This window comes from Limosilactobacillus vaginalis (genome assembly GCF_025311515.1).
GTDB classification, from domain to species: Bacteria; Bacillota; Bacilli; order Lactobacillales; family Lactobacillaceae; genus Limosilactobacillus; species Limosilactobacillus vaginalis.
On record NZ_CP104399.1, the window covers coordinates 1,798,744 to 1,817,807 of the forward strand.

18 protein-coding genes are annotated in these 19,064 nt (G+C 39.7%); 7 read left to right on the top strand and 11 right to left on the bottom strand.

All coding sequences use genetic code 11. The features are described from left to right. Positions 1 to 76 precede the first annotated feature (76 nt). Positions 77 to 394 (bottom strand): DUF7671 family protein, encoded by a 318-nt coding sequence (locus N4627_RS08785; RefSeq protein ID WP_260964768.1) that lies wholly within the window; start codon positions 392 to 394, stop codon positions 77 to 79. 116 nt (positions 395 to 510) lie between these two features. Between N4627_RS08785 and N4627_RS08790 the strand changes: the two genes are divergently transcribed. Next, entirely contained in the window at positions 511 to 1,152 is a 642-nt protein-coding gene (locus N4627_RS08790; protein ID WP_003716405.1) for an NAD(P)H-hydrate epimerase, read from the top strand. A 149-nt stretch (positions 1,153 to 1,301) separates the two neighbouring features. Then, a complete protein-coding gene (locus tag N4627_RS08795; RefSeq protein WP_148444419.1) occupies positions 1,302 to 2,303 on the top strand; it encodes a D-2-hydroxyacid dehydrogenase in 1,002 nt (333 codons plus the stop codon). A gap of 75 nt (positions 2,304 to 2,378) precedes the next feature. Here N4627_RS08795 and hisS read toward each other — a convergent pair whose 3' ends face one another. The 3 genes from hisS to N4627_RS08810 form a co-directional block, all read right to left on the bottom strand. Further along, entirely contained in the window at positions 2,379 to 3,656 is a 1,278-nt protein-coding gene (gene hisS / locus N4627_RS08800; protein WP_003716403.1) for a histidine--tRNA ligase, read from the bottom strand. 146 nt (positions 3,657 to 3,802) lie between these two features. After that, the gene (locus tag N4627_RS08805; protein WP_003716402.1) at positions 3,803 to 4,978 is read right to left on the bottom strand and encodes an MFS transporter; all 1,176 of its coding nucleotides are present in this window, start codon (positions 4,976 to 4,978) and stop codon (positions 3,803 to 3,805) included. A 97-nt stretch (positions 4,979 to 5,075) separates the two neighbouring features. Further along, positions 5,076 to 5,696, bottom strand: a complete 621-nt coding sequence (locus N4627_RS08810; protein WP_003716401.1) for an LVIS_2131 family protein — start codon at positions 5,694 to 5,696, stop codon at positions 5,076 to 5,078. 226 nt (positions 5,697 to 5,922) lie between these two features. On the opposite strand from N4627_RS08810, the gene N4627_RS08815 reads away from it, so the two are divergent. Continuing rightward, a complete protein-coding gene (locus tag N4627_RS08815) occupies positions 5,923 to 6,123 on the top strand; it encodes an LBP_cg2779 family protein (RefSeq protein WP_003716400.1) in 201 nt (66 codons plus the stop codon). A 97-nt stretch (positions 6,124 to 6,220) separates the two neighbouring features. Here N4627_RS08815 and N4627_RS08820 read toward each other — a convergent pair whose 3' ends face one another. Beyond that, positions 6,221 to 7,156, bottom strand: a complete 936-nt coding sequence (locus N4627_RS08820; protein ID WP_040530641.1) for a LacI family DNA-binding transcriptional regulator — start codon at positions 7,154 to 7,156, stop codon at positions 6,221 to 6,223. Between the two features lie 337 nt (positions 7,157 to 7,493). Here N4627_RS08820 and N4627_RS08825 point away from each other — a divergent pair, with 337 nt between their 5' ends. Both N4627_RS08825 and N4627_RS08830 read left to right on the top strand, forming a co-directional pair. Beyond that, positions 7,494 to 9,452: a LysM peptidoglycan-binding domain-containing protein gene (locus N4627_RS08825; RefSeq protein ID WP_260964769.1), complete on the top strand. Its 1,959-nt coding sequence runs from the start codon at positions 7,494 to 7,496 to the stop codon at positions 9,450 to 9,452. A 134-nt stretch (positions 9,453 to 9,586) separates the two neighbouring features. Next, on the top strand, positions 9,587 to 9,898 hold the full coding sequence (locus N4627_RS08830) for an ArsR/SmtB family transcription factor (protein ID WP_040530638.1): 312 nt from the start codon (positions 9,587 to 9,589) through the stop codon (positions 9,896 to 9,898). A gap of 117 nt (positions 9,899 to 10,015) precedes the next feature. Here the strand turns inward: N4627_RS08830 and N4627_RS08835 are convergent, their stop codons facing one another. The 6 genes from N4627_RS08835 to N4627_RS08860 form a co-directional block, all read right to left on the bottom strand. Continuing rightward, a complete protein-coding gene (locus N4627_RS08835) occupies positions 10,016 to 10,252 on the bottom strand; it encodes a hypothetical protein (RefSeq protein ID WP_040530635.1) in 237 nt (78 codons plus the stop codon). A 187-nt stretch (positions 10,253 to 10,439) separates the two neighbouring features. After that, positions 10,440 to 12,419, bottom strand: a complete 1,980-nt coding sequence (locus tag N4627_RS08840) for an ABC transporter ATP-binding protein/permease (RefSeq protein ID WP_003716395.1) — start codon at positions 12,417 to 12,419, stop codon at positions 10,440 to 10,442. A gap of 122 nt (positions 12,420 to 12,541) precedes the next feature. After that, positions 12,542 to 13,228 (bottom strand): ABC transporter ATP-binding protein, encoded by a 687-nt coding sequence (locus tag N4627_RS08845; protein ID WP_003716394.1) that lies wholly within the window; start codon positions 13,226 to 13,228, stop codon positions 12,542 to 12,544. Positions 13,229 to 13,242: 14 nt separating this feature from the next. After that, on the bottom strand, positions 13,243 to 14,307 hold the full coding sequence (locus tag N4627_RS08850; RefSeq protein WP_003716393.1) for an ABC transporter permease: 1,065 nt from the start codon (positions 14,305 to 14,307) through the stop codon (positions 13,243 to 13,245). 5 nt (positions 14,308 to 14,312) lie between these two features. Then, positions 14,313 to 14,831, bottom strand: coding sequence for a TetR/AcrR family transcriptional regulator (locus tag N4627_RS08855; protein ID WP_260964770.1), 519 nt, complete (start codon positions 14,829 to 14,831; stop codon positions 14,313 to 14,315). Positions 14,832 to 14,977: 146 nt separating this feature from the next. Next, positions 14,978 to 15,991, bottom strand: coding sequence for a zinc-dependent alcohol dehydrogenase family protein (locus N4627_RS08860; protein WP_003716391.1), 1,014 nt, complete (start codon positions 15,989 to 15,991; stop codon positions 14,978 to 14,980). 357 nt (positions 15,992 to 16,348) lie between these two features. On the opposite strand from N4627_RS08860, the gene N4627_RS08865 reads away from it, so the two are divergent. Both N4627_RS08865 and N4627_RS08870 read left to right on the top strand, forming a co-directional pair. After that, positions 16,349 to 17,953, top strand: coding sequence for an Nramp family divalent metal transporter (locus tag N4627_RS08865; RefSeq protein WP_260964771.1), 1,605 nt, complete (start codon positions 16,349 to 16,351; stop codon positions 17,951 to 17,953). A 241-nt stretch (positions 17,954 to 18,194) separates the two neighbouring features. Then, positions 18,195 to 18,770, top strand: a complete 576-nt coding sequence (locus tag N4627_RS08870) for a hypothetical protein (protein ID WP_098044472.1) — start codon at positions 18,195 to 18,197, stop codon at positions 18,768 to 18,770. The last annotated feature ends 294 nt before the right edge of the window (positions 18,771 to 19,064 follow it).

Genomic DNA, 19,064 nt, shown 5'->3' on the forward strand with positions numbered 1-19,064 from the left:
TCGATTTTCGGGGGTTATTGTTTTAAATTATGATAGTAATTATGCTAAAAATTGTACTTTTGGCCTTAACAGTAACTTATTTTAATAGCTTCAACCCTTGCTGCAAAACCGCATCATCCACAAAAGTCTTTAGAAAACGTTGAAGTGGCGTTTCACTATGACGATCTTTAAATGCCATTGGCTCAGCGGCAATAATAACGGCCATCAGATTATTTTCCGTTAACATCAATTGCCCGGGCCGTTGATATTTTCCCTTTGTATGTTTCCCGGTTCGCCAAATATGGATCTTGGCGTTCCCTTGTTGATCTACTTTCAGTTGATACTGACCGTTATCATCTGTCTCAACCGGAATACATGTAAATCGTTGAACTTCATACTTTCCTTTTTTACTCACTATTCTCTTCCTCCAGCCATAAGTTAACCTAACCATATTCTACTCTCCTCTAGTCCCGCTCACAATTAACAAAAAGTGCTAAGCTAAAGGTAGTTTATATTCAGGAGGTTTCCATTATGGCAGACAAAGCAATTACCGCTGAACAAATGCGACACTATGATTCATACACAATTAACACAATTGGCATTCCGTCATTAGTATTGATGGAACGCGCAGCATTGGCAGTTCGTGATGAAGTACTAAATGCATTTCCGTTGAATTTACAAAACATTGTGGTGGTTGCCGGAAGTGGCAATAACGGCGGAGATGGACTAGATGTCGCCCGTCTCCTCCATATTGCCGGTGTAAAAGTCACTATTCTAAATGTTGGTAATCCGGACCACGCTTCCAATGAACACCAAGTTCAAGATCGAATTTGTCAGTACTATAAAATTCCGCAAACTTCAGATCTTAATGTTCTGAAAGACGCATCATTGATTGTCGATGCCCTGTTTGGTATCGGCATTGATCGTCCTGTTGAAGGCAACTATGCTACAGCAATTGAGGCTATTAATAATAGTGACGCCGTGGTGGTTGCCGTTGATATGCCATCAGGTATTAATACCGATACTGGAGAAGTAATGGGCGTTGCCGTTAATGCAACGGCAACCGTTACCTTTGCTGTAAATAAGGTTGGTTTAACTAAAAGTGCTGGTAAAAAACATGCTGGTCGGGTAGTTGTTGCTAGTGATATGGGGACATATCCAGTTGACGATTAGTGATATTAATATTCATTTTTAATTTAAATGTATAAAATATCACTGAATAAGCTTGATTTTAGATGCATTATCTCAGATAATTAGTGAAATAGTTCTCATAGTTAATATGATTCTATTGTATTTGAACTATCTTAAATGGAGGGACCATTATGAGTAAAATTTTTGCTTTTAGTATCCGAAAAGATGAAGAACCTTATTTAAAGGAATGGGCTGCTGCTCATCCTGCAGTTGAGGTTGACTTCACCGATAAGCTATTAACACCTGAAACTGCTAGTTTAGCAAAGGGTGCTGATGGGGTCGTTGTATACCAACAATTAGATTACACTCCTGAAACGCTTCAAGCATTGGCAGACTTAGGAATCACTAAGATGTCACTGCGGAACGTTGGGGTTGATAACATTGATATGGATAAGGCTAAGGAACTTGGCTTTGAAATTACCAATGTTCCAGTCTACTCACCAAACGCAATCGCAGAACATGCCGCAATCCAAACTGCACGTGTTCTTCGTCAAGACAAGGTCTTAGACGAAAAGATCGCTAAGGGTGACCTTCGCTGGGCACCAACTATTGGTCGTGAAGTTCGTGACCAAACTGTTGGGGTTATCGGAACTGGTCACATTGGCCAAGTTTACATGCAAATCATGGAAGGCTTCGGCGCAAAGGTTATTGCTTACGATGCCTTCAAGAATCCTGAACTTGAAAAGAAGGGTTACTACGTAGACTCACTTGATGATCTTTACAAGCAAGCTGATGTTGTCTCCCTTCACGTTCCTGCATTGAAGGATACTATTAACATGATTAACGATGACACTATCGCTAAGATGAAGGATGACGCAGTTCTTGTTAACGTATCACGTGGTGCATTAGTAGATACTGATGCTGTTGTTCGGGCATTGGATAGTGGTAAGCTCTTTGGTTTCGTTATGGATACTTACGAAGACGAAGTTGGGATCTTCAACGAAGACTGGCAAGGTAAAGACTTCCCAGATGCACGTTTGAAGGACTTAATTGACCGTCCTAATGTATTGGTAACTCCACATACCGCCTTCTACACTACTCACGCAGTTCGCAACATGGTAGTTAAGGCATTCGATAATAACCTCGCATTAGTTGAAGGCAACACTCCAGAAACACCAGTTGAAGTAAAGTAAACCTTAAATAAAAATTATCAATTATAGATAAAGGGGCCAGGAAAAACAAAATGTTTTTCCTGGCCCCTTTACTATTTACCGCAAATACTTTGTTGGCTCAGCAACAAAATCTGCAATCTTAACATCAACCGTATCCTTAGTAGCAGCATTCTTTAGTTGGAACTGCCCTTCATCAACTTCACGTTCACCAAAGACCGCAAAGTACTTTGCATTACGGCGGAAAGCTTCTTTAATTTGCTTACCAACCTTAACGCCACTGTAATCTTTATCAGCAACAACGCCCTTATCACGGATTTGATTTAGAATCTTAAAGGCAAGGTTATCGCCAGCTTCATTTGCACTAGCAAAGAAGACATCTAATTGATCTTGAGGAGCAAATTCTGGATTCTCTTGTTGAAGGAGCAACATTAATCGTTCTACTCCCATTCCGAAACCAATTCCACCTTCTTCAGGGCCACCAAGCTGGTTAATAAGGCCATTGTAACGACCACCCGCACAAACAGTAGTGTAGCCGCCCCCAAATACTGGTGAATCTGACATAATTTCAAAGATCGTGTGGTTATAGTAATCCAGACCACGAACCATGTTGGTATCAATTTCGTAATCAATTCCAAGTTCCTTCAATAGGGATTGAACTTGATCAAAGTAATTCTGTGACTCTTCGTCCAGGTAATCCAAAATGGATGGTGCTTGAGCAACGATCTTTTGGTCTCCAGCATCCTTACTATCTAAAACACGGAGAGGGTTCCGGTACATCCGCTCCTGAGAATCAGAACTCAATTCATCATAGTGGGGCTTCAGGAAGTTAATCAATGCTTCACGATAGTCTTCACGAACCTGCTTATCACCTAAAGTATTAATTGTTAACTTCACATTTGGAACACCGAACCGCTTAAACAGCTGCATTGCCATTGCGATTACTTCAACATCAATTTGTGGAGATTCATTATTTAATGCTTCAACACCAATTTGATGGAATTCCCGTTGGCGTCCTGATTGTGGACGTTCATAGCGAAACATTGGTCCCATGTAGTAAACCTTATATGGCTTAGGATATTCAGGACCATACAACTTATTTTCAACGTATGCCCGAACAACACCAGCAGTTCCCTCTGGACGCAAGGCAATGTGCCGGTCACCCTTATCATGGAAATCATACATTTCCTTTTCAACGATGTCCGAAGTATCACCAACATTTCGTGAAAAGACATTGTAATCTTCAAACATCGGTGTCCGGATACCGCGGTAACCAAATTGGTCAAAGACTTCACGCGCAACTTTTTCAACCTTTTCCCAAAGATTAGTCGTCCCTGGTAGTAAATCTGCGGTTCCTTTTGGTTTTTGGTATTCCATACTGGTACTCCCTTCAAAATAAAGCGCCCTCCTAAGACAAAGTGCCTTAGAGGGCGACTAATAAATTAAATCGTCTCTCTATAATTAATCGTTAATCTTAATTATCCATGTGTGATTTTACCATAGCTAGCAGACTTTTTGTACCTTTACCGTGCCTGCTGCTGGTGAATATGAAATAATTTTATTCCTACAAACATCAAGGTAACAATCATCAGCATGAAAACCGAGAAAAATAGTTCTTGATAATTGCCGTGTTCAATTACATACCCGCCATAAAGCGGCCCAATTGCTCGGCCAACTGAAATGACAATATTGTACAAGCCTTGATAGTGACCAGCATTAGCAGTCCCAGTCAATTGAGTAATCCATGCTGGCAATCCTGCAAAGCTCAATGTCTCCCCAATCGTCAAAACCACAAAGTCAATTACAAATTCGACCAAGTTATGGGCAAAGATTAAGAAGAAAAACGAACTGGCAAAAATTAAAATTCCTAACACAATCTGGGTTGAAAGCCGCATATAGGGACTTAACTTGTTAACTAATGGTTGACCGATAATAATAATGATCCCGTTTAGTGTCCATAATAAACTATATGCATAAAACGGAATTCCCATATTAGTCATATGAACTGCCATAACACTTTCCCAAAGCGAATAACTAATATGAATCGTCATTACATTAATCAAAATTAAGAATACCAGGGCAATAAATTTTGAACGGCCCTTGATTCGTCGACCTGGCTTTGAGCGTTGCTGTCCGATACTTTTAACCTCAATATTAAACGTAAAGAGTACCATTAGGGTTAAGCCTAGATAGAATGCCGAGGCAACGCTAAAGACCAGTACGACACTAATCGGCAATAAGACACCCACAAGAAGGGTTCCCAACACTACCCCCACATTAAATGCCATGTAAATGTAGTTAAACACGAAGCGTGCTGGGTGATTGGCAACCGCCGTCCCGTAGGAATTAACAATCGTCATATTAATCCCATCACCAAAACTATTAATTACCATCAGCACCGCATACCATGGCCAACCGTGAATAAAAATCAGTAGGATAATCGGAATGGTCGAACATGTCACGCCTAGCAAAGCCGTTCGATAAGAACTCCAATGGTCAAACAACCATCCCCCAATGTAATTACCAGCCATCATTGCAATTGATATCAGGAGCATCACTACTCCCGCAGTTGTTAACGTTTGTCCTAAATATTTGTTAACATACATCGTTGTTAACGGCCAGATAAAGGCAGCCCCAGTATTATTCAGCAAGCTTGCTAATGCCACCCACTTTAATTGAACCGTTTTTTCTTTCTTCATTCGTTCTTTTTCTAATCCCACAACTTTTTACTGAACTCCTCAAAAAGAAAGAGACTGAGATACAATCTCAATCCCAATATTAAATCCTTATAATTAATTAGTGTTCAGCTACCATGTTTTCCTGTGGCACCCGAAGCAGAGTATAACTAGACGCAATATGATTTGCTCGTAAGCTAAGACCATTTAACGGTGTATTACGGTAATGGCCCGTCATCACCGCAGCAAATGCATGTCCTGATTCGTTATCAATTTTCTGCAGTTTTTCCTTATTCCATGGTAAGCTCGTTGCTTCAACAGGAATAAGCTGCGCTCCATCACTAATTGAACTAAATCGGGAACTAACCATGTACTTAGAATTATCAGCCCAATAAGTGTATGACACGATCGGTCGCTTCCCTGATGTACTATGCTTAGCAAGAACATAATAATAATCGTTCCCTTGATCATGTAATTGTAATGGTTGGTACTTTGTGGATAGCTGTACCTGTTGACGATCATTGTAGTTAATCGGTTGAATAAAGCGAAGGTATACCAAGCTTCCTAACCATAAAATAGCCACCAAACTCATTACCACATACTGGGTAAACAATTTACCATCAAACCGTTTCTTCGTTTTAGCAATTAACATTAGCTGCTTTACCCGAATATAATGGATTACAAAACCTAAAAAGCCAATTCCAAGAATCCACATTAACCAGCCTAGCCAGTTCCAACTCATAATTTTAATTCTCCATTTCTTCTCAATAGACTTAACTTATATTGATTATCACACAAAATCATACCATTGTCCGCCCACATCACCAAAACTTAAATATTTATTCCATTTCATTCTCGCAATCTATGATAAACTTAATTTTGGCATCGAATCAAAGAATGTTCTACAATAGGACTAGTTAATCTTATATTAGCTTTGCTAAATAGCACTAAGGGGGGAAATTTATTTCATGGATAATTTGAACGAAATTGCCCAGGAATTGATCAAATTTGAACGTGAGCACGACATGAACGATAATCAGGTTGCTTTTGGTAGTCACTTATCTGTTGAACGGATTCACGATATCAAATCTGGTAACAGTAACGCAACTGATGAAGAAGCCGAATTAATTGAACGGTTCATGCAAAGCAACAACACCAGTAACGATTAATTTAATATTACAAGGCCCCTAGCATTCAAGAAAAATGAATGTTAGGGGCCTTATATGTATAAAAAACTCTAATTTATTCATTAGAACAGTGAACTGATTATTCCCTAAATTTTACCGGTAATGTTACTGATTCAATCTTCTTTCTCGGGTTAGCTATCCGTTCAAATAATGTCGAAATCAAATTCTCAGCAAGGGCATGGATTGGCTGAACCACAGTCGGTAATTGTGGGGCAATTTGACAAATCAATTGTGAGCCATCATATCCAGTGACAAAAAAGTCACGATTAACTTGGTACCCCTTTTGTCGATACTGCGAAATGATCCTTAGTGCTTGAACATCATTCGATGCAATTACACCATCAAATTGTTTGGCAAAGTCTGTCTGGTCAATTTCTTCTTTAGTTAAGGTTACGAAATTGTGGCCCTGATCATTCAGATAGTCAACTACCCCCTGCAGCCGATTTAACGTTGGCGAAACGGAGGTATCCTCGTCAACAATTACTGCCAACCGGTTCACCTGATGTTGGATCATAAAACGAGCGGCTAATTTACCACCACGATAACTATCGGCTGCAACAATTGGAATATTATCAGAAAGATAACGGTCAAAGGAAACGATTGGCGCAGTCAGTTGCTGATATTCCTCAATTCCCAGGTTATGGGAACCTGAAATAATTCCGTCTACCTGATTAGCAAAAAGCATGTTTAAGTACTCATGTTCAATTTCGCGATTTTCAGCCGAAGAAGCAATAATCGTCTTGTACCCTTTTAGGAAAAGCTGGTGCTCCAACTCATTAACTAATTCAGCAAAGAACGGGTTCGTAAGATTAGGGAAAATCAAGCCAATAAATTTTGACGGTTTTCCTTGCATTGCCCGTGCAAGAGCATTCGGCTGATAGTTTAACTGGTTCATTGCTTGATGAACTTTCTTAATGGTCTTTTCACTTAAGGAACCATAATTGTTAATTACCCGTGACACAGTTGTTACGGAAACACCAGCTAATTTAGCCACATCTTGTAGTTTAGCTACCATACTTCTTCCCCAATCTTTCTCAAACTGTTTTTCATTATATCCTAATATCAAGCTCTGGGGTTAAACAAAATAATTTTAATTAAACAACTAGTGATATAGTGTTTATTAATAGAAGTTATTTAGAAATATATCTTTCGATTGATAAGAATAAATAATCGTTGTTTTTATAATAACGATAAATGTTAAAATTACTTGCTCTTTTAACATATTAATGATACTTTTTATTTAGTTTGAAATCTTAATAACTTCTTAAAAACTTTTACTTTTTATTACCTTTTGATTATTGTTCGATTAGTTAATAAAGTTCCAAGAAGTTTTTCTAGGGGGAGTCAGAAAAATGAATCGATCAGAACTAACAAATTCGACAACGCATTATAAAATGTATAAGAGCGGTCGAAAATGGATGTTCGCTGGTTTAACTGCAGTTACCTTGCTAACAGCAACCGGTGCTGTAGCTCATGCCGATGAAACGCAACAAACCAGCAATAACGCCACTGAAGTTACCGCTAATACTAATTCTAATAGTAACAATACTGACAGCAGTGCTGCTGATAATGTTGCCAGTCAAAGCGCCAACACCAGCAGTAATAGTGAAGTTGTTTCTGCAACCGTTGCAGCCTCAAACGTTAAGGTAACGAGCGCTGCAGTTAGCGCTGCTAGTGCTGCCACTTCTACCGTTGCTTCAGCTTCTTCTGCAAGCTCCGCACCAACAAGTGCTACGAGTTCTGCAGTCGCTCCGCAATCAGCAGCTGCTTCAGCTAACACAACGGCAGCTTATGCAGCTCAAGCTCCAGCATCTTCAGTTGATTTAAATTCGCTTCACTTTAGCAGTAACGCTCATTCACAACAGTTTATCCAAAGTGTTGCTCAAGGGGCAATTGATGGTTGGAACCAATATCGAGTTCTCCCATCCGTTACCGTGGCCCAAGCAATTCTTGAAAGTGGCTGGGGACGGTCAAGCTTATCAACTAGTGCCCATAACCTTTTCGGGATTAAGGGTTCTTACAATGGTCATTCAGTAGTAATGCGGACTCGGGAAGTCTACGGCGGTCGCTCAGTTTACGTTAACGCTAATTTCCGGGCATACGCTAACAACTCTGAATCAGTAACCGATCATGGGCGGTTCCTCAATGTTAATAGTCGTTACCGGAACCTGCTTGGCGATACTAATTACGTTTCAGTTGCTAACAAGCTTCGTCAAGACGGCTACGCAACAGATCCTAGCTATGCAAACGCATTGATTAACCTTATTCGGACATATAACTTAACCCAACTTGACTCAGTTGCTTTCTCCGGTAAGGTCGTTACTAATAAGAACAATAACGGTGATAACAGCAGTTACAATAGTGGCAGTTCGAGTGTAAGTAATACCGGTTACTACACAGTTCAATCCGGTGATACCCTTTCTGGAATTGCTAACCGCTACAGTACTACCGTTAACCACCTTGCTTCATTAAACGATATTAGTAATCCAAACCGGATTTACGTTGGTCAACGGCTCCTTGTCCGGCAACAAGCCAGTTCACAAACTAACACTAATACTTCAAGCAATACTGCTAACACCAGTTCTAGTGCTACAGGTACATATACCGTTCAATCCGGTGACACTCTTTCCGGAATTGCTAACAAATTTGGTACCAATTATGAATCTTTGGCAAGCCTGAACAACATTTCTAATCCAAACCGGATTTATGTTGGTCAAGTATTGAAACTAAGTGCTAACTCAACTACAGCTAATTCTACTCACCAAGTAACTACTAGTACTACTTCAGCAGGTAGTTACACCGTCAAGGCTGGTGACTCGCTTTCTGCAATCGCTGCCCGGTACGGAATGAGTTACGAAACCTTGGCTCGTTTGAACAACATTGCCAACCCAAACCGGATCTATGTTGGCCAAGTATTAAGATTAGGCTCTGGTTCTACTTCTACCGTTTCCAATGTTGTTAACCATTCCACTGCTTCATCTGCTGGATCCTACACCGTTAAGAGCGGTGACTCACTTTCCGCAATCGCTGCCCGGTATGGAATGAGTTACGAAACTCTGGCTCGCTTGAATAACATTTCTAACCCAAACCGGATTTATGTTGGTCAGACTCTTAACCTTGGTACTTCAGGTTACACAAGCCATCATTATGCAGCAAGCTCATCAAGCAACGGTGGTTCATACACCATCCAAGCTGGCGATACCCTTTCCGCAATCGCTGCCCGGTATGGAATGAGCTACGAAACTTTGGCTCGCTTAAACAACATTTCTGATCCAAACAGAATTGTTGCGGGTCAACGAATCGTTCTCTAATCAAATAATTAAATCATTAAAATAATGCGCTTAAGCATGATAAAAGAATCATACTTAAGCGCATTTGTTATATAATAGAGTTATATGTATTGATATGTTTTGGCCTGAGTTTAGATAGTGAAAAGGGTGATTACATGATTAGTCAAACGGGGAGAGCTTTTGCTGACATAGAGGAGATTAGTCAATTATTTAAGTTACTTGGTAATCCGAAACGACTGCAATTACTATATCTCTTAATTCAAGATTCAATGAGCGTAACGGAAATTAGTCAACGGATGAAGTGGGAACAATCAGGGGTATCCCACCAACTGCAGCTACTCCGCAAGTTTAATTTGGTCGAACAGCGACGCGATGGAAAAACGATTATCTACCGCCTCGAAGATCCACAAGTAATGACGCTGATTGCAGATGTGCTTTCACACGCAGAGCAAATAATCCATCGGTAATTTCTAACGGAAAATAAACGGACGGGGACGTGAAATGAAGCCACAAACGACTCCTATCACATTCCCGCCCGTTTTATTATATTTAATTTTTACCTAGCGTCCCACTATCCACAGAAACTAAGTAAACTTTAAAGCAATTTGATCTTTCGCCATGATGTCCCGAATCACAACTTTCTTTCCATCATGAAAGTCATTATCGGTTAACCGAAAACTCGGGTGACTATGAGCATAAAACTTAAAATAATATGTTGGTGTCGTTGTTAAATCTTCCACTTTAAGTACACCAGTGGAACCATCAGAACAATTAAATTCTTGAGTTGCGTTTTCTTTGTCTTGGATATAAACCGTCGTCATTCCTAACACCTCCATTGTCTATTATACTGCCATTTTCGGATAACCTAAAAATATTTTTACAGTTTTATCATGATAATAGTCATTTTAGTCAAAATAGTATATTAAACATAAGAAAAGGAGCACCACCGATCGTCAGTCATGACTAATCGATTATGCCCCCTATTCAATATTATTCGATTCTGATCTTTTAATCTGCCGCAAGCGCATCAATTGGATTCAAGTTAGCTGCTCGCCGGGCTGGCAATAGAGCTGCCAAGAATGAAATAACCAACGCTACTATAAAGGCAAAAGCAATATTACCAAAAGTAATTTGAATAATATTATATTTAATCAAGTGATATAGGCCATGATTAATTGCTAATGTGGCAATAAAGACAATGATCAGGGCCAAAATTGCGGAAAAGAATCCAATAAACAACGATTCGGATGTGAACAGTCGGCGAATATCCTTTTTTCGTTCACCGAGTGCCCGTAAAATGCCGATTTCCTTGGTCCGCTCTGAAACTGACATGTACATTGTTACAATAATCATCAAGGCCGAAACAAGCAATGAAATTCCAGCAATGGCAGCAAGCAGGGTAGAGGCTAACTTAACGTAGGTATTAACAGTCTTCAAAATTGAGCCGACCGTCATTGCACCTAGGATTCGCTTATTCTGGGCATTCCGTAAATTATTAACCCGATCAGCAACAGTCTGGACCTGGTTTAGATCCTTAACATTTACAGAAAGAAAGTTAGGCTGGACGCTACCATTAGCTTCGCGAATCATCCTGGTTAGCGTTGCGGAATTAATCGAAGTCCTCACACTAGTACCATTAGAAATGCCTGATACTTTGACATTCCCCTCTGCTTGAACTGGCTTCCCTGAAACATCAACCCAGTTGAAACTAAGCTTAACTGTCTTTCCAATTAATTGCCGATACTTTTTAGCACTGCTTAATTGGATTGCTTGTTGTTTAGTAAGGACGATCTCACCATTACCTGGTTTATGACCCTTAGTAATTCCCCTAGTTGTGGTTGCATCAGTCCAGCTTTCCATTGAAGTGCCGCTTTGTTGGAGATCCTTATACGAAAGCCGGTAACTTGGTAACATATACCCCTTTTCGACAGAGGATATTCCGGCAATCTTCTTCACTTGATTAATCTCACTTTGTTTAATAAACATCGATTGCGGATCCGCCATCATGTTCTGGGTAGACATCTGTAGTTGATCCTGGGTCATCTTTTTCCCAGTGGTGTTTTTTAGGATGGTAATACTCCGGGGATTGGCTAACGAATTAATTTGGTCTTGCATATAGCCATTTACACCATTCCCCAATCCGCTGAACAGGAGGACCGCAAAAATACCAATTGCTGTTCCAAGCATTATTAGCGAATTTCGCCAAAAATTATACATCAAATGCTTAAATGAGGTCCGGTAGCTTGCCATTGCCGGAAGGACCCGTGATTGAAGATGCTCTGGATCATCCGGAATTGGATATGCGGGTCTAAGCCGTTCATCTCCATCAATTTTTCCGTCTGCAAGATGAACAATCCGGGTCCCATGATCCGCTACTTCTTGTGAGTGGGTAACGGCAATTACTAGTTTCCCGTCCTTTGCAATATCATCTAGAAGGTTCAATACTTCTTTTGTATTCTCAGAATCAAGGGCCCCCGTTGGTTCATCAGCAATGATTAACTGAGGATCATTAGCTAGTGCTCGCGCGATCGCTACCCGTTGCTTTTGACCACCAGATAAATGGTTGGGGTGCTTATTAACTTGATCAGCTAACCCCACTCGCTCTAGCAGTTCTAATGTCCGTTTTCGTCGAGCAGCTTTATCTAAGGTTGTCATATCAAGAGCAATCAAAACATTATCAAGAACTGTTAGGTGAGAAATTAAGTTATACGACTGGTAAATATAACCAACAGTTGAGCGCCGATAGTTGTCCAACTGCTTTTCCTTACTGTGATCAATTATTTTCCCGTCAACGATCACTTTCCCCTTAAAATTACGGTCTAAGCCCCCAATAATATTCATTAAAGTGGACTTTCCACCACCGGATTCCCCAAGAATCGAAACAAATTCGCCACGCTCAAAAGAAAGATCAATTCCCTTAAGAACGGGAAATTTCTGTTTATCTAGGTAATATGCTTTGCGGATATCCTTTAATTCCAGAAAGGCCATAGTCTCCTCCTTAACTGTTTTATCTAAACGCTCATTAATATAACGATTATATCAAGGTTACCGCTCTTATAAAATTACCTTGGATAATTCTAAATTAAATCTTATTATCATTTCCCGGGAAATTATTGGGGAACTTTTTCGCGCTTTAGTTTGCCATCCTCTAATTGATAAATCTTATCGGCAAATTGACGTAACCGAAGATCGTGAGTTACTACGATTACCGCCTTGTTTCGCTCAGCAGCTAATTCTTTTAATAGTTTTCCAACCATTTCCACCCGATCGCTATCAAGAGCAGATGTTGGTTCATCAGCTAAAACAATTTGTGGTTCAGTATATAGTGCTCGGGCAATTGCAACCCGTTGATTTTGCCCACCAGAAAGTTCGGCCGGATACTGTTTTAATAGTTTTTCAATTCCAAGTTCATCAAGTAATTGATGGAATTCTTTTTGATCCATGTTGCCATCTTCCTTTACCTGCTGAACCAGCTTAAATTGGTCAGCAATGTTTAAATATGGTAACAGGTTATACGATTGAAGGACAAAGCCAATTTTATTTAACCGAAATTGATCCCGTTTCTTACTCGGGAGACTCAAAAAATCTTGACCATCAATGATTACTTTCCCGCTATCCGGTGTTTGAAGGCCTCCCGCAATCGTAAGAAATGTACTTTTACCAGAACCAGAAGGCCCAAGAACTAAACATAGTTCACCAAGATTGGCCGCAAAATTAACATCCTTTAATACCTGAACTTTACCGATTCCCTTACCGAAGGACTTATTTACATTCTCTAACTTTATGGCTGTTTCCATAATTCTTCCCCCCCTTAATTAAGTGCCTCAACTGGATCAATCTTAAGAATTAGTCTTACAGGTAATAACGCACCAAGTATTCCTAAAACAATCATCACAGCAGATAATCCTAAAATTAAGGGCCAGTTCATCAAGATTGGTACCGTGGTTGGTAACATCAGTGAAGTCAGTTCAGTTAAGATAATTCCTCCAACATCACCAACAAAGACTAAGATTACTGCTTGAGCTAGCGTTGAACTAACTAAGTGCTTTGCTGGAACCCCTTGAGCTCTAAGGACTGCAAAATGAGCCATTTTCTGCATTGTTAAGATATAGAGGAAAACAGCAATGATAATCAATGAAATTACCATTAAAAATGAAATCATAAAGATAAAGGTTGTATTCTGAGCTCGGTAACCCGGCAACTTATTGATAAATTCTTTTGCGGTATAGTGAGCCAATTTGGGTTCATTGCTAGCTGCCTGCTTTTGGTTACTAAAAACACCGCTAGCAACAATTGAATTATTTACTCCTTTTAAATTTCGCCATGTTCCTAAGCTTCCGTATGCAATTGGTGCAATATTCAGTTTTGCATTTTTTGCAAAGCCAACAACTTCATATTTTGGGGAAAGTGAATTTAAGGTAACCTTCTTTCCCAAGCGGTATCCCTTATCTCTCAAACTTTCATCCAATACAATCTGGTGATCATTCTTTGCCCGGTGTCCACTAACTAATTCCAACCGATCCTGGTAAATAAATTGATCACGAGCTAAACCAACAAACTGGATGTTTTCCTTATGGTGATTTGTTTTATCGGTTGTTTCGATAACCACTGGAGTTGCCCCGACAAGCGCATCATTTTTAGAAAGGCTTTTAATTTGATCCTTTGTAATTAATGATTGACTAAGGCTATCGTTACTATCCTTATTCAAAAATACTGTCTGTGTACCCCAAGACTTTATTGCTGCGGTGTTTTCGTTCGCTAGTCCCAACATTAATCCCATTAAAATCAGCATCAAATAACTAATCAGGATAAACATTGCCATTATTAGGCCATAGCGAAATTTTTCATGTAAAATTTCCTTGATTGCTAAAAACATCTAAATCACGCTTTCTGTGTTAGAAGTCGAATTGCTTCGTAACACCGTTCGATAATCTGCTTTTCCTTCTCTGGAGTTTGGAGGCTCTCCTTGATTGCCTCATGACTTAATACCATCACTCCCCACTCTCGACTGTCCTTTGGTTGCGGAGCCTTAGTGTGACTTGGTTTAACTAGACTTTCATTTACTTGAAAATGAAGCCGAATCAAATCTTGATACGGACTGCCATTAACAGCATCTAAAAAATCTTTAATCTGTTTCCAGTACTCTTCCGCGCTAAGTATCTGGCTACTATTCGTGATCTTTTTATGAATTTCAACCATTGCTTGCTGGTAAAGGTAAGCATATGCATCTTGCAAATCATTAAAGTACTTATAAAAAGCCCCACGAGCAATTCCCGCTTCTTTAACAATCCGTGCAACCTGTGCATCAGAAACACTATGGTTACTAAACTCCAGTAATAACGATTGAACGACCTTTTTCCTTTTATCCTCATTTAAATTTAAGAAAGTTGTGCTTGGCATTTTAATTCCCCCGTTGATCGGTTGACATCGTGTCACTTTTCGTTAAATTAACAGTAACATTTCGGTGACACCGTGTCAACCTTTGAGAAAAAAAAAGGATTGAGCTCGTTCTAAACTCAATCTTTTTTATAAAATTCAACTTGTCTTTAGGCTTCTTCCCCAGCTAACTTAACAACAGCCTTAGAAACACCATCAATTCGACCATTTACAAAGTCATCAACTTCCTTAAGGTCAAATTCGTGAGAAAGCAATGGTAAGACATCAACCTTACCTGAACCCATCAAAGCAATTGCATCTTCAAAGCAGTAAGGGTTAATGAAAGCACCTTGAATGGTTAATTGCTTTTGGAATACTTCATAACTGTTAATGGAGAACTTATCATCTGGGTTACCAACACCAAACATTAATACCTGGCCACCACGAGCAGCTGCTTCAACCGCTTGTTCTTGGGTTTCTGGACGACCAACGGCTTCAATGACGATGTCGTAAGTATCGTTAGGAATCTTTTCACCCTTAGCAGTATTAATAGTCTTCGCACCAAACTTGTCGTGATTTAACTTCAACTTGTCTTCAGAAAGACCACTCAAGGTAACTTCTTCTACCCCTTGAGCAAGTAAAGTTTGAACGAAAAGTTGGCCCATGAAGCCATCACCAATAACCAATACTTTTTGGTATGGGTGCAATTCAAGAAGGTCAACCCCGTGAACAGCACATGAAAGTGGTTCAGTAACCGCAGCCGCCTTTAATGAAAGACTGTCAGGAATTGGGTATACAACCTTAGCTGGTGCAGTGAAGTAATCTTCAAATCCACCATCACGAGTAACACCAACTGCATCTAAATGTTCACAAAGTTCTGGACGGGATGTCCGGCAGTACTTACATTCGCCACAGTAGATGTTAGGGTCAACAGAAACCCGGTCCCCAACCTTAACATTCTTAACTTCTGAACCAACCTTGGCAACCACACCAGAGTTTTCGTGTCCCAATACAATTGGTGGAACAGCATCAGCTGAACCTGGTAATCCAGCGTAGAGTGCGTGATCGGTTCCACAAATACCTGCATAGGCAGTGTGAACAAGCACTTCATCAGGCTTAATTTCAGGCATATCAACGTCTTTAACTTCTAAGTTCTTAACAGCAGTTAATACAAGAGCTTTCATTACTAATACCTCGCTTGTGAAATATTTCTTTTAACTTATGCGTTTGATTATAATCGAATTAGCGCTTCAATGTCAACCGGTTAACATAATTTTTTCTTCCATTTAGTCATTTCATTCTCTGTTTCTTTTTTTAAAATAATTAATTATTTTTATGAATTTTAAATTTTATTTTTGCTTTTTGAAAGCGGTTTGATCCTCGTTAGGTCAACCAAAATTTGTCTTTTGCTTTTCCTCATCCCACTAACAAAGACCGTCAAATAGGCAATCTTCCGTTGTAGTATATTATTTTTTATGTTACCCTAAAAAAGTAATCAATTTAAGTTAACCGATCTGTTCAATTTGTGTTAACAAAAAAAGATGAAAGGTGGATTTGGCGTGGACAACACAAAAAATCAACACCGTAAGCATCATTTAATTGAATATGCTAACGGTAAGTCTCTGGAAGAGATTAACGGAACTATTAAGGTTCCACATGGTAAAGGTTTCTGGCGAACATTATTCGCTTATTCTGGCCCTGGTGCATTAGTTGCCGTGGGTTATATGGATCCTGGTAACTGGGCTACTTCAATTACCGGTGGTCAGAGTTTCCAGTACACCTTAATGACTACTATCTTGATTTCAAGTTTGATTGCGATGTTACTTCAATACATGGCGGCTAAACTCGGAATCGTGAGTCAAATGGACTTAGCCCAGGCAACACGGGCCCGTACCGGTAAAGCATTAGGTGTTATTCTCTGGATCATGACTGAGTTAGCCATCATGGCGACTGATATTGCTGAAGTTATTGGTGCCGCAATCGCCCTTAACTTGTTATTCCATATTCCGTTGATTCCATCAGTATTTATTACCGTTCTTGATGTTTTGGTATTGCTATTATTAACCAAGATTGGTTTCCGGAAGATCGAAGCAATTGTTGCCTGCCTAATTTTAGTTATTCTGTTTGTCTTTGCTTACCAAGTCGCATTGTCACACCCTAACTGGGGTGCTGCTTTTGCTGGCTTATTGCCTTCTACTAAGGCAATTGCTAAGTCACCAGAAATCGGTGGAATTACTCCATTAAGTGGTTCACTTGGTATCATTGGTGCGACTGTTATGCCTCACAACTTATACCTCCACTCAGCAATTTCTCAGACTCGGCAAATCGACCACAACGACTTGGATAGTATCCGGCAAACTGTCCGGTTCACCACTTGGGATTCTAATATTCAATTGTCATTAGCCTTTGTTGTTAACGCATTGCTGTTAATCATGGGGGTTGCCGTATTTAAGACTGGTGCCGTTCAAGATAGTTCATTCTTCGGCCTTTACGATGCATTAAACAACACTTCAATGCTCAGTAACCCAATTTTGATTGCAGTTGCTAAGTCTGGTATTCTTTCAACACTATTTGCTGTTGCCCTGCTTGCTTCTGGTCAAAACTCAACCATTACTGGTACCTTAACTGGTCAAGTAATTATGGAAGGGTTCGTTCACATGAAGATGCCACTTTGGGCTCGTCGTCTTGTTACGCGGATTATCTCAGTTATCCCTGTTTTAATCTGTGTTGGGATGACTTCAGGCGAATCAACTATCCAACAACACACTGCTTTGAACCTTCTAATGGAAAACTCACAGGTATTCTTAGCATTTGCCCTACCATTCTCAATGTTGCCATTGTTAATGATGACTAACAGTGACGTTGAAATGGGTGAATTTAAGAACCGCGGCTGGGTTAAAGTTTGTGGTTGGATCTCCGTTATTGCATTAACTTTCTTGAACCTCTACAACCTTCCTTCAACATATGAAGGATTTGATATTTGGTCAAAAGGTACTTCAGATGTCTTAGCCTACATCACCATTATTATCATCCTTATCCTCTTAGCTTGGACTTGTGTTGAACTATATCGTGGTGACAAACGCTTTGCTGCTGAAGGAAAAGGTTTCGGTCAAAAGGAAGAAAAGATGGCTGATAGCAAGGATTAAAACTTCCTTTATTATTCACTCACAAATTCTTCAAACTTTACCTGTATATTAGGAACCATAAGATAACTCCTATATCTTTTCCTCCCTAAATAAAAGTAAAGATTTAAAATTAGGGGCTGGGGTAATTCCCGGTCCCTAATTTTTTGCTTCTAAATAGCACTAAACCAGTTGATAATCCGGTAAAATGTTATAATATATCTTTGAAAATATAAGTCTCATCCTTAACTTTGAGGTGAATTCATTGAACAATCAAAATAATAATGAACGCCCTACCCGTGTTCAGCTATATGATTCAAATAACAATCGTCGTTCCCACTTGGGCGGTAAAAAGCCAAAGATGCCCCATTTTAAGGGAAAAAATAAGCTTTTCAAAATCCTGCTAGCAATCCTGTTAGCCATCTTAGTGATCATGATCATCGTCTTTTTGATCAAGCAACAAAACCCTGTTAATACTGATAACAATGACACAACAGTCTCAACCAGTAGTAAATCATCGTCACACAAAAAGAAGCATCACAAAAAGCACCAGTCTTCTAGTACCAGTGATGATGACCAGGATACTTATTCATTCTCATACTCCACCAATAACGGTGGCGGTTCACGGGGAACTCAACACTACTCTAATCAAGACCAACACACAACCGACAATAATGGCGGAAACACAACTTCTTCTCAAAACAGCACTCCACAATCAAACCAGAACAATAATAACGGGAATGCCCATCAATCTAACAATTCTGGTAATGGTCAATCTAATAACGGAAATAATGGTGGTAGCACTGGCTCTACACCAGCACCAAACTCTGCTAGTCACTAAATAAAATTCAAAAAAGGGGTTGCGATTCGTTCTCCCAGTGATATAATCATAGGCAATTAAAGGATATGCACATTAGTTACCCTCTACTAGGGAGTCGGTGCCTAGGCTGGAAGCACCGTTGAGGATCTAATTATTGTTGTACCACCTTTACTTATTGCTTGCCGAAATAAGGCGAGTCGGGTCGTGTCCGTTAATACACCTTAGAGAGGACGGTATCAGTACGTCCTGAAGATGGGTGGAACCACGCTAATTATAAAAATAATTGACGTCCCTAACGCTATTACTTTAGTAGCG

What these genes read in the sequence shown, in the direction of transcription:
- N4627_RS08790 (WP_003716405.1), top strand. Translation starts at nt 511, where the DNA reads ATGGCAGACAAAGCAATTACCGCTGAACAAATGCGACACTATGATTCA.
- N4627_RS08795 (WP_148444419.1), top strand. Translation starts at nt 1,302, where the DNA reads ATGAGTAAAATTTTTGCTTTTAGTATCCGAAAAGATGAAGAACCTTAT.
- hisS (WP_003716403.1), bottom strand. Translation starts at nt 3,656, where the DNA reads ATGGAATACCAAAAACCAAAAGGAACCGCAGATTTACTACCAGGGACG.
- N4627_RS08805 (WP_003716402.1), bottom strand. Translation starts at nt 4,978, where the DNA reads ATGAAGAAAGAAAAAACGGTTCAATTAAAGTGGGTGGCATTAGCAAGC.
- N4627_RS08810 (WP_003716401.1), bottom strand. Translation starts at nt 5,696, where the DNA reads ATGAGTTGGAACTGGCTAGGCTGGTTAATGTGGATTCTTGGAATTGGC.
- N4627_RS08815 (WP_003716400.1), top strand. Translation starts at nt 5,923, where the DNA reads ATGGATAATTTGAACGAAATTGCCCAGGAATTGATCAAATTTGAACGT.
- N4627_RS08820 (WP_040530641.1), bottom strand. Translation starts at nt 7,156, where the DNA reads ATGGTAGCTAAACTACAAGATGTGGCTAAATTAGCTGGTGTTTCCGTA.
- N4627_RS08825 (WP_260964769.1), top strand. Translation starts at nt 7,494, where the DNA reads ATGAATCGATCAGAACTAACAAATTCGACAACGCATTATAAAATGTAT.
- N4627_RS08830 (WP_040530638.1), top strand. Translation starts at nt 9,587, where the DNA reads ATGATTAGTCAAACGGGGAGAGCTTTTGCTGACATAGAGGAGATTAGT.
- N4627_RS08835 (WP_040530635.1), bottom strand. Translation starts at nt 10,252, where the DNA reads ATGACGACGGTTTATATCCAAGACAAAGAAAACGCAACTCAAGAATTT.
- N4627_RS08840 (WP_003716395.1), bottom strand. Translation starts at nt 12,419, where the DNA reads ATGGCCTTTCTGGAATTAAAGGATATCCGCAAAGCATATTACCTAGAT.
- N4627_RS08845 (WP_003716394.1), bottom strand. Translation starts at nt 13,228, where the DNA reads ATGGAAACAGCCATAAAGTTAGAGAATGTAAATAAGTCCTTCGGTAAG.
- N4627_RS08850 (WP_003716393.1), bottom strand. Translation starts at nt 14,307, where the DNA reads ATGTTTTTAGCAATCAAGGAAATTTTACATGAAAAATTTCGCTATGGC.
- N4627_RS08855 (WP_260964770.1), bottom strand. Translation starts at nt 14,831, where the DNA reads ATGCCAAGCACAACTTTCTTAAATTTAAATGAGGATAAAAGGAAAAAG.
- N4627_RS08860 (WP_003716391.1), bottom strand. Translation starts at nt 15,991, where the DNA reads ATGAAAGCTCTTGTATTAACTGCTGTTAAGAACTTAGAAGTTAAAGAC.
- N4627_RS08865 (WP_260964771.1), top strand. Translation starts at nt 16,349, where the DNA reads ATGAAAGGTGGATTTGGCGTGGACAACACAAAAAATCAACACCGTAAG.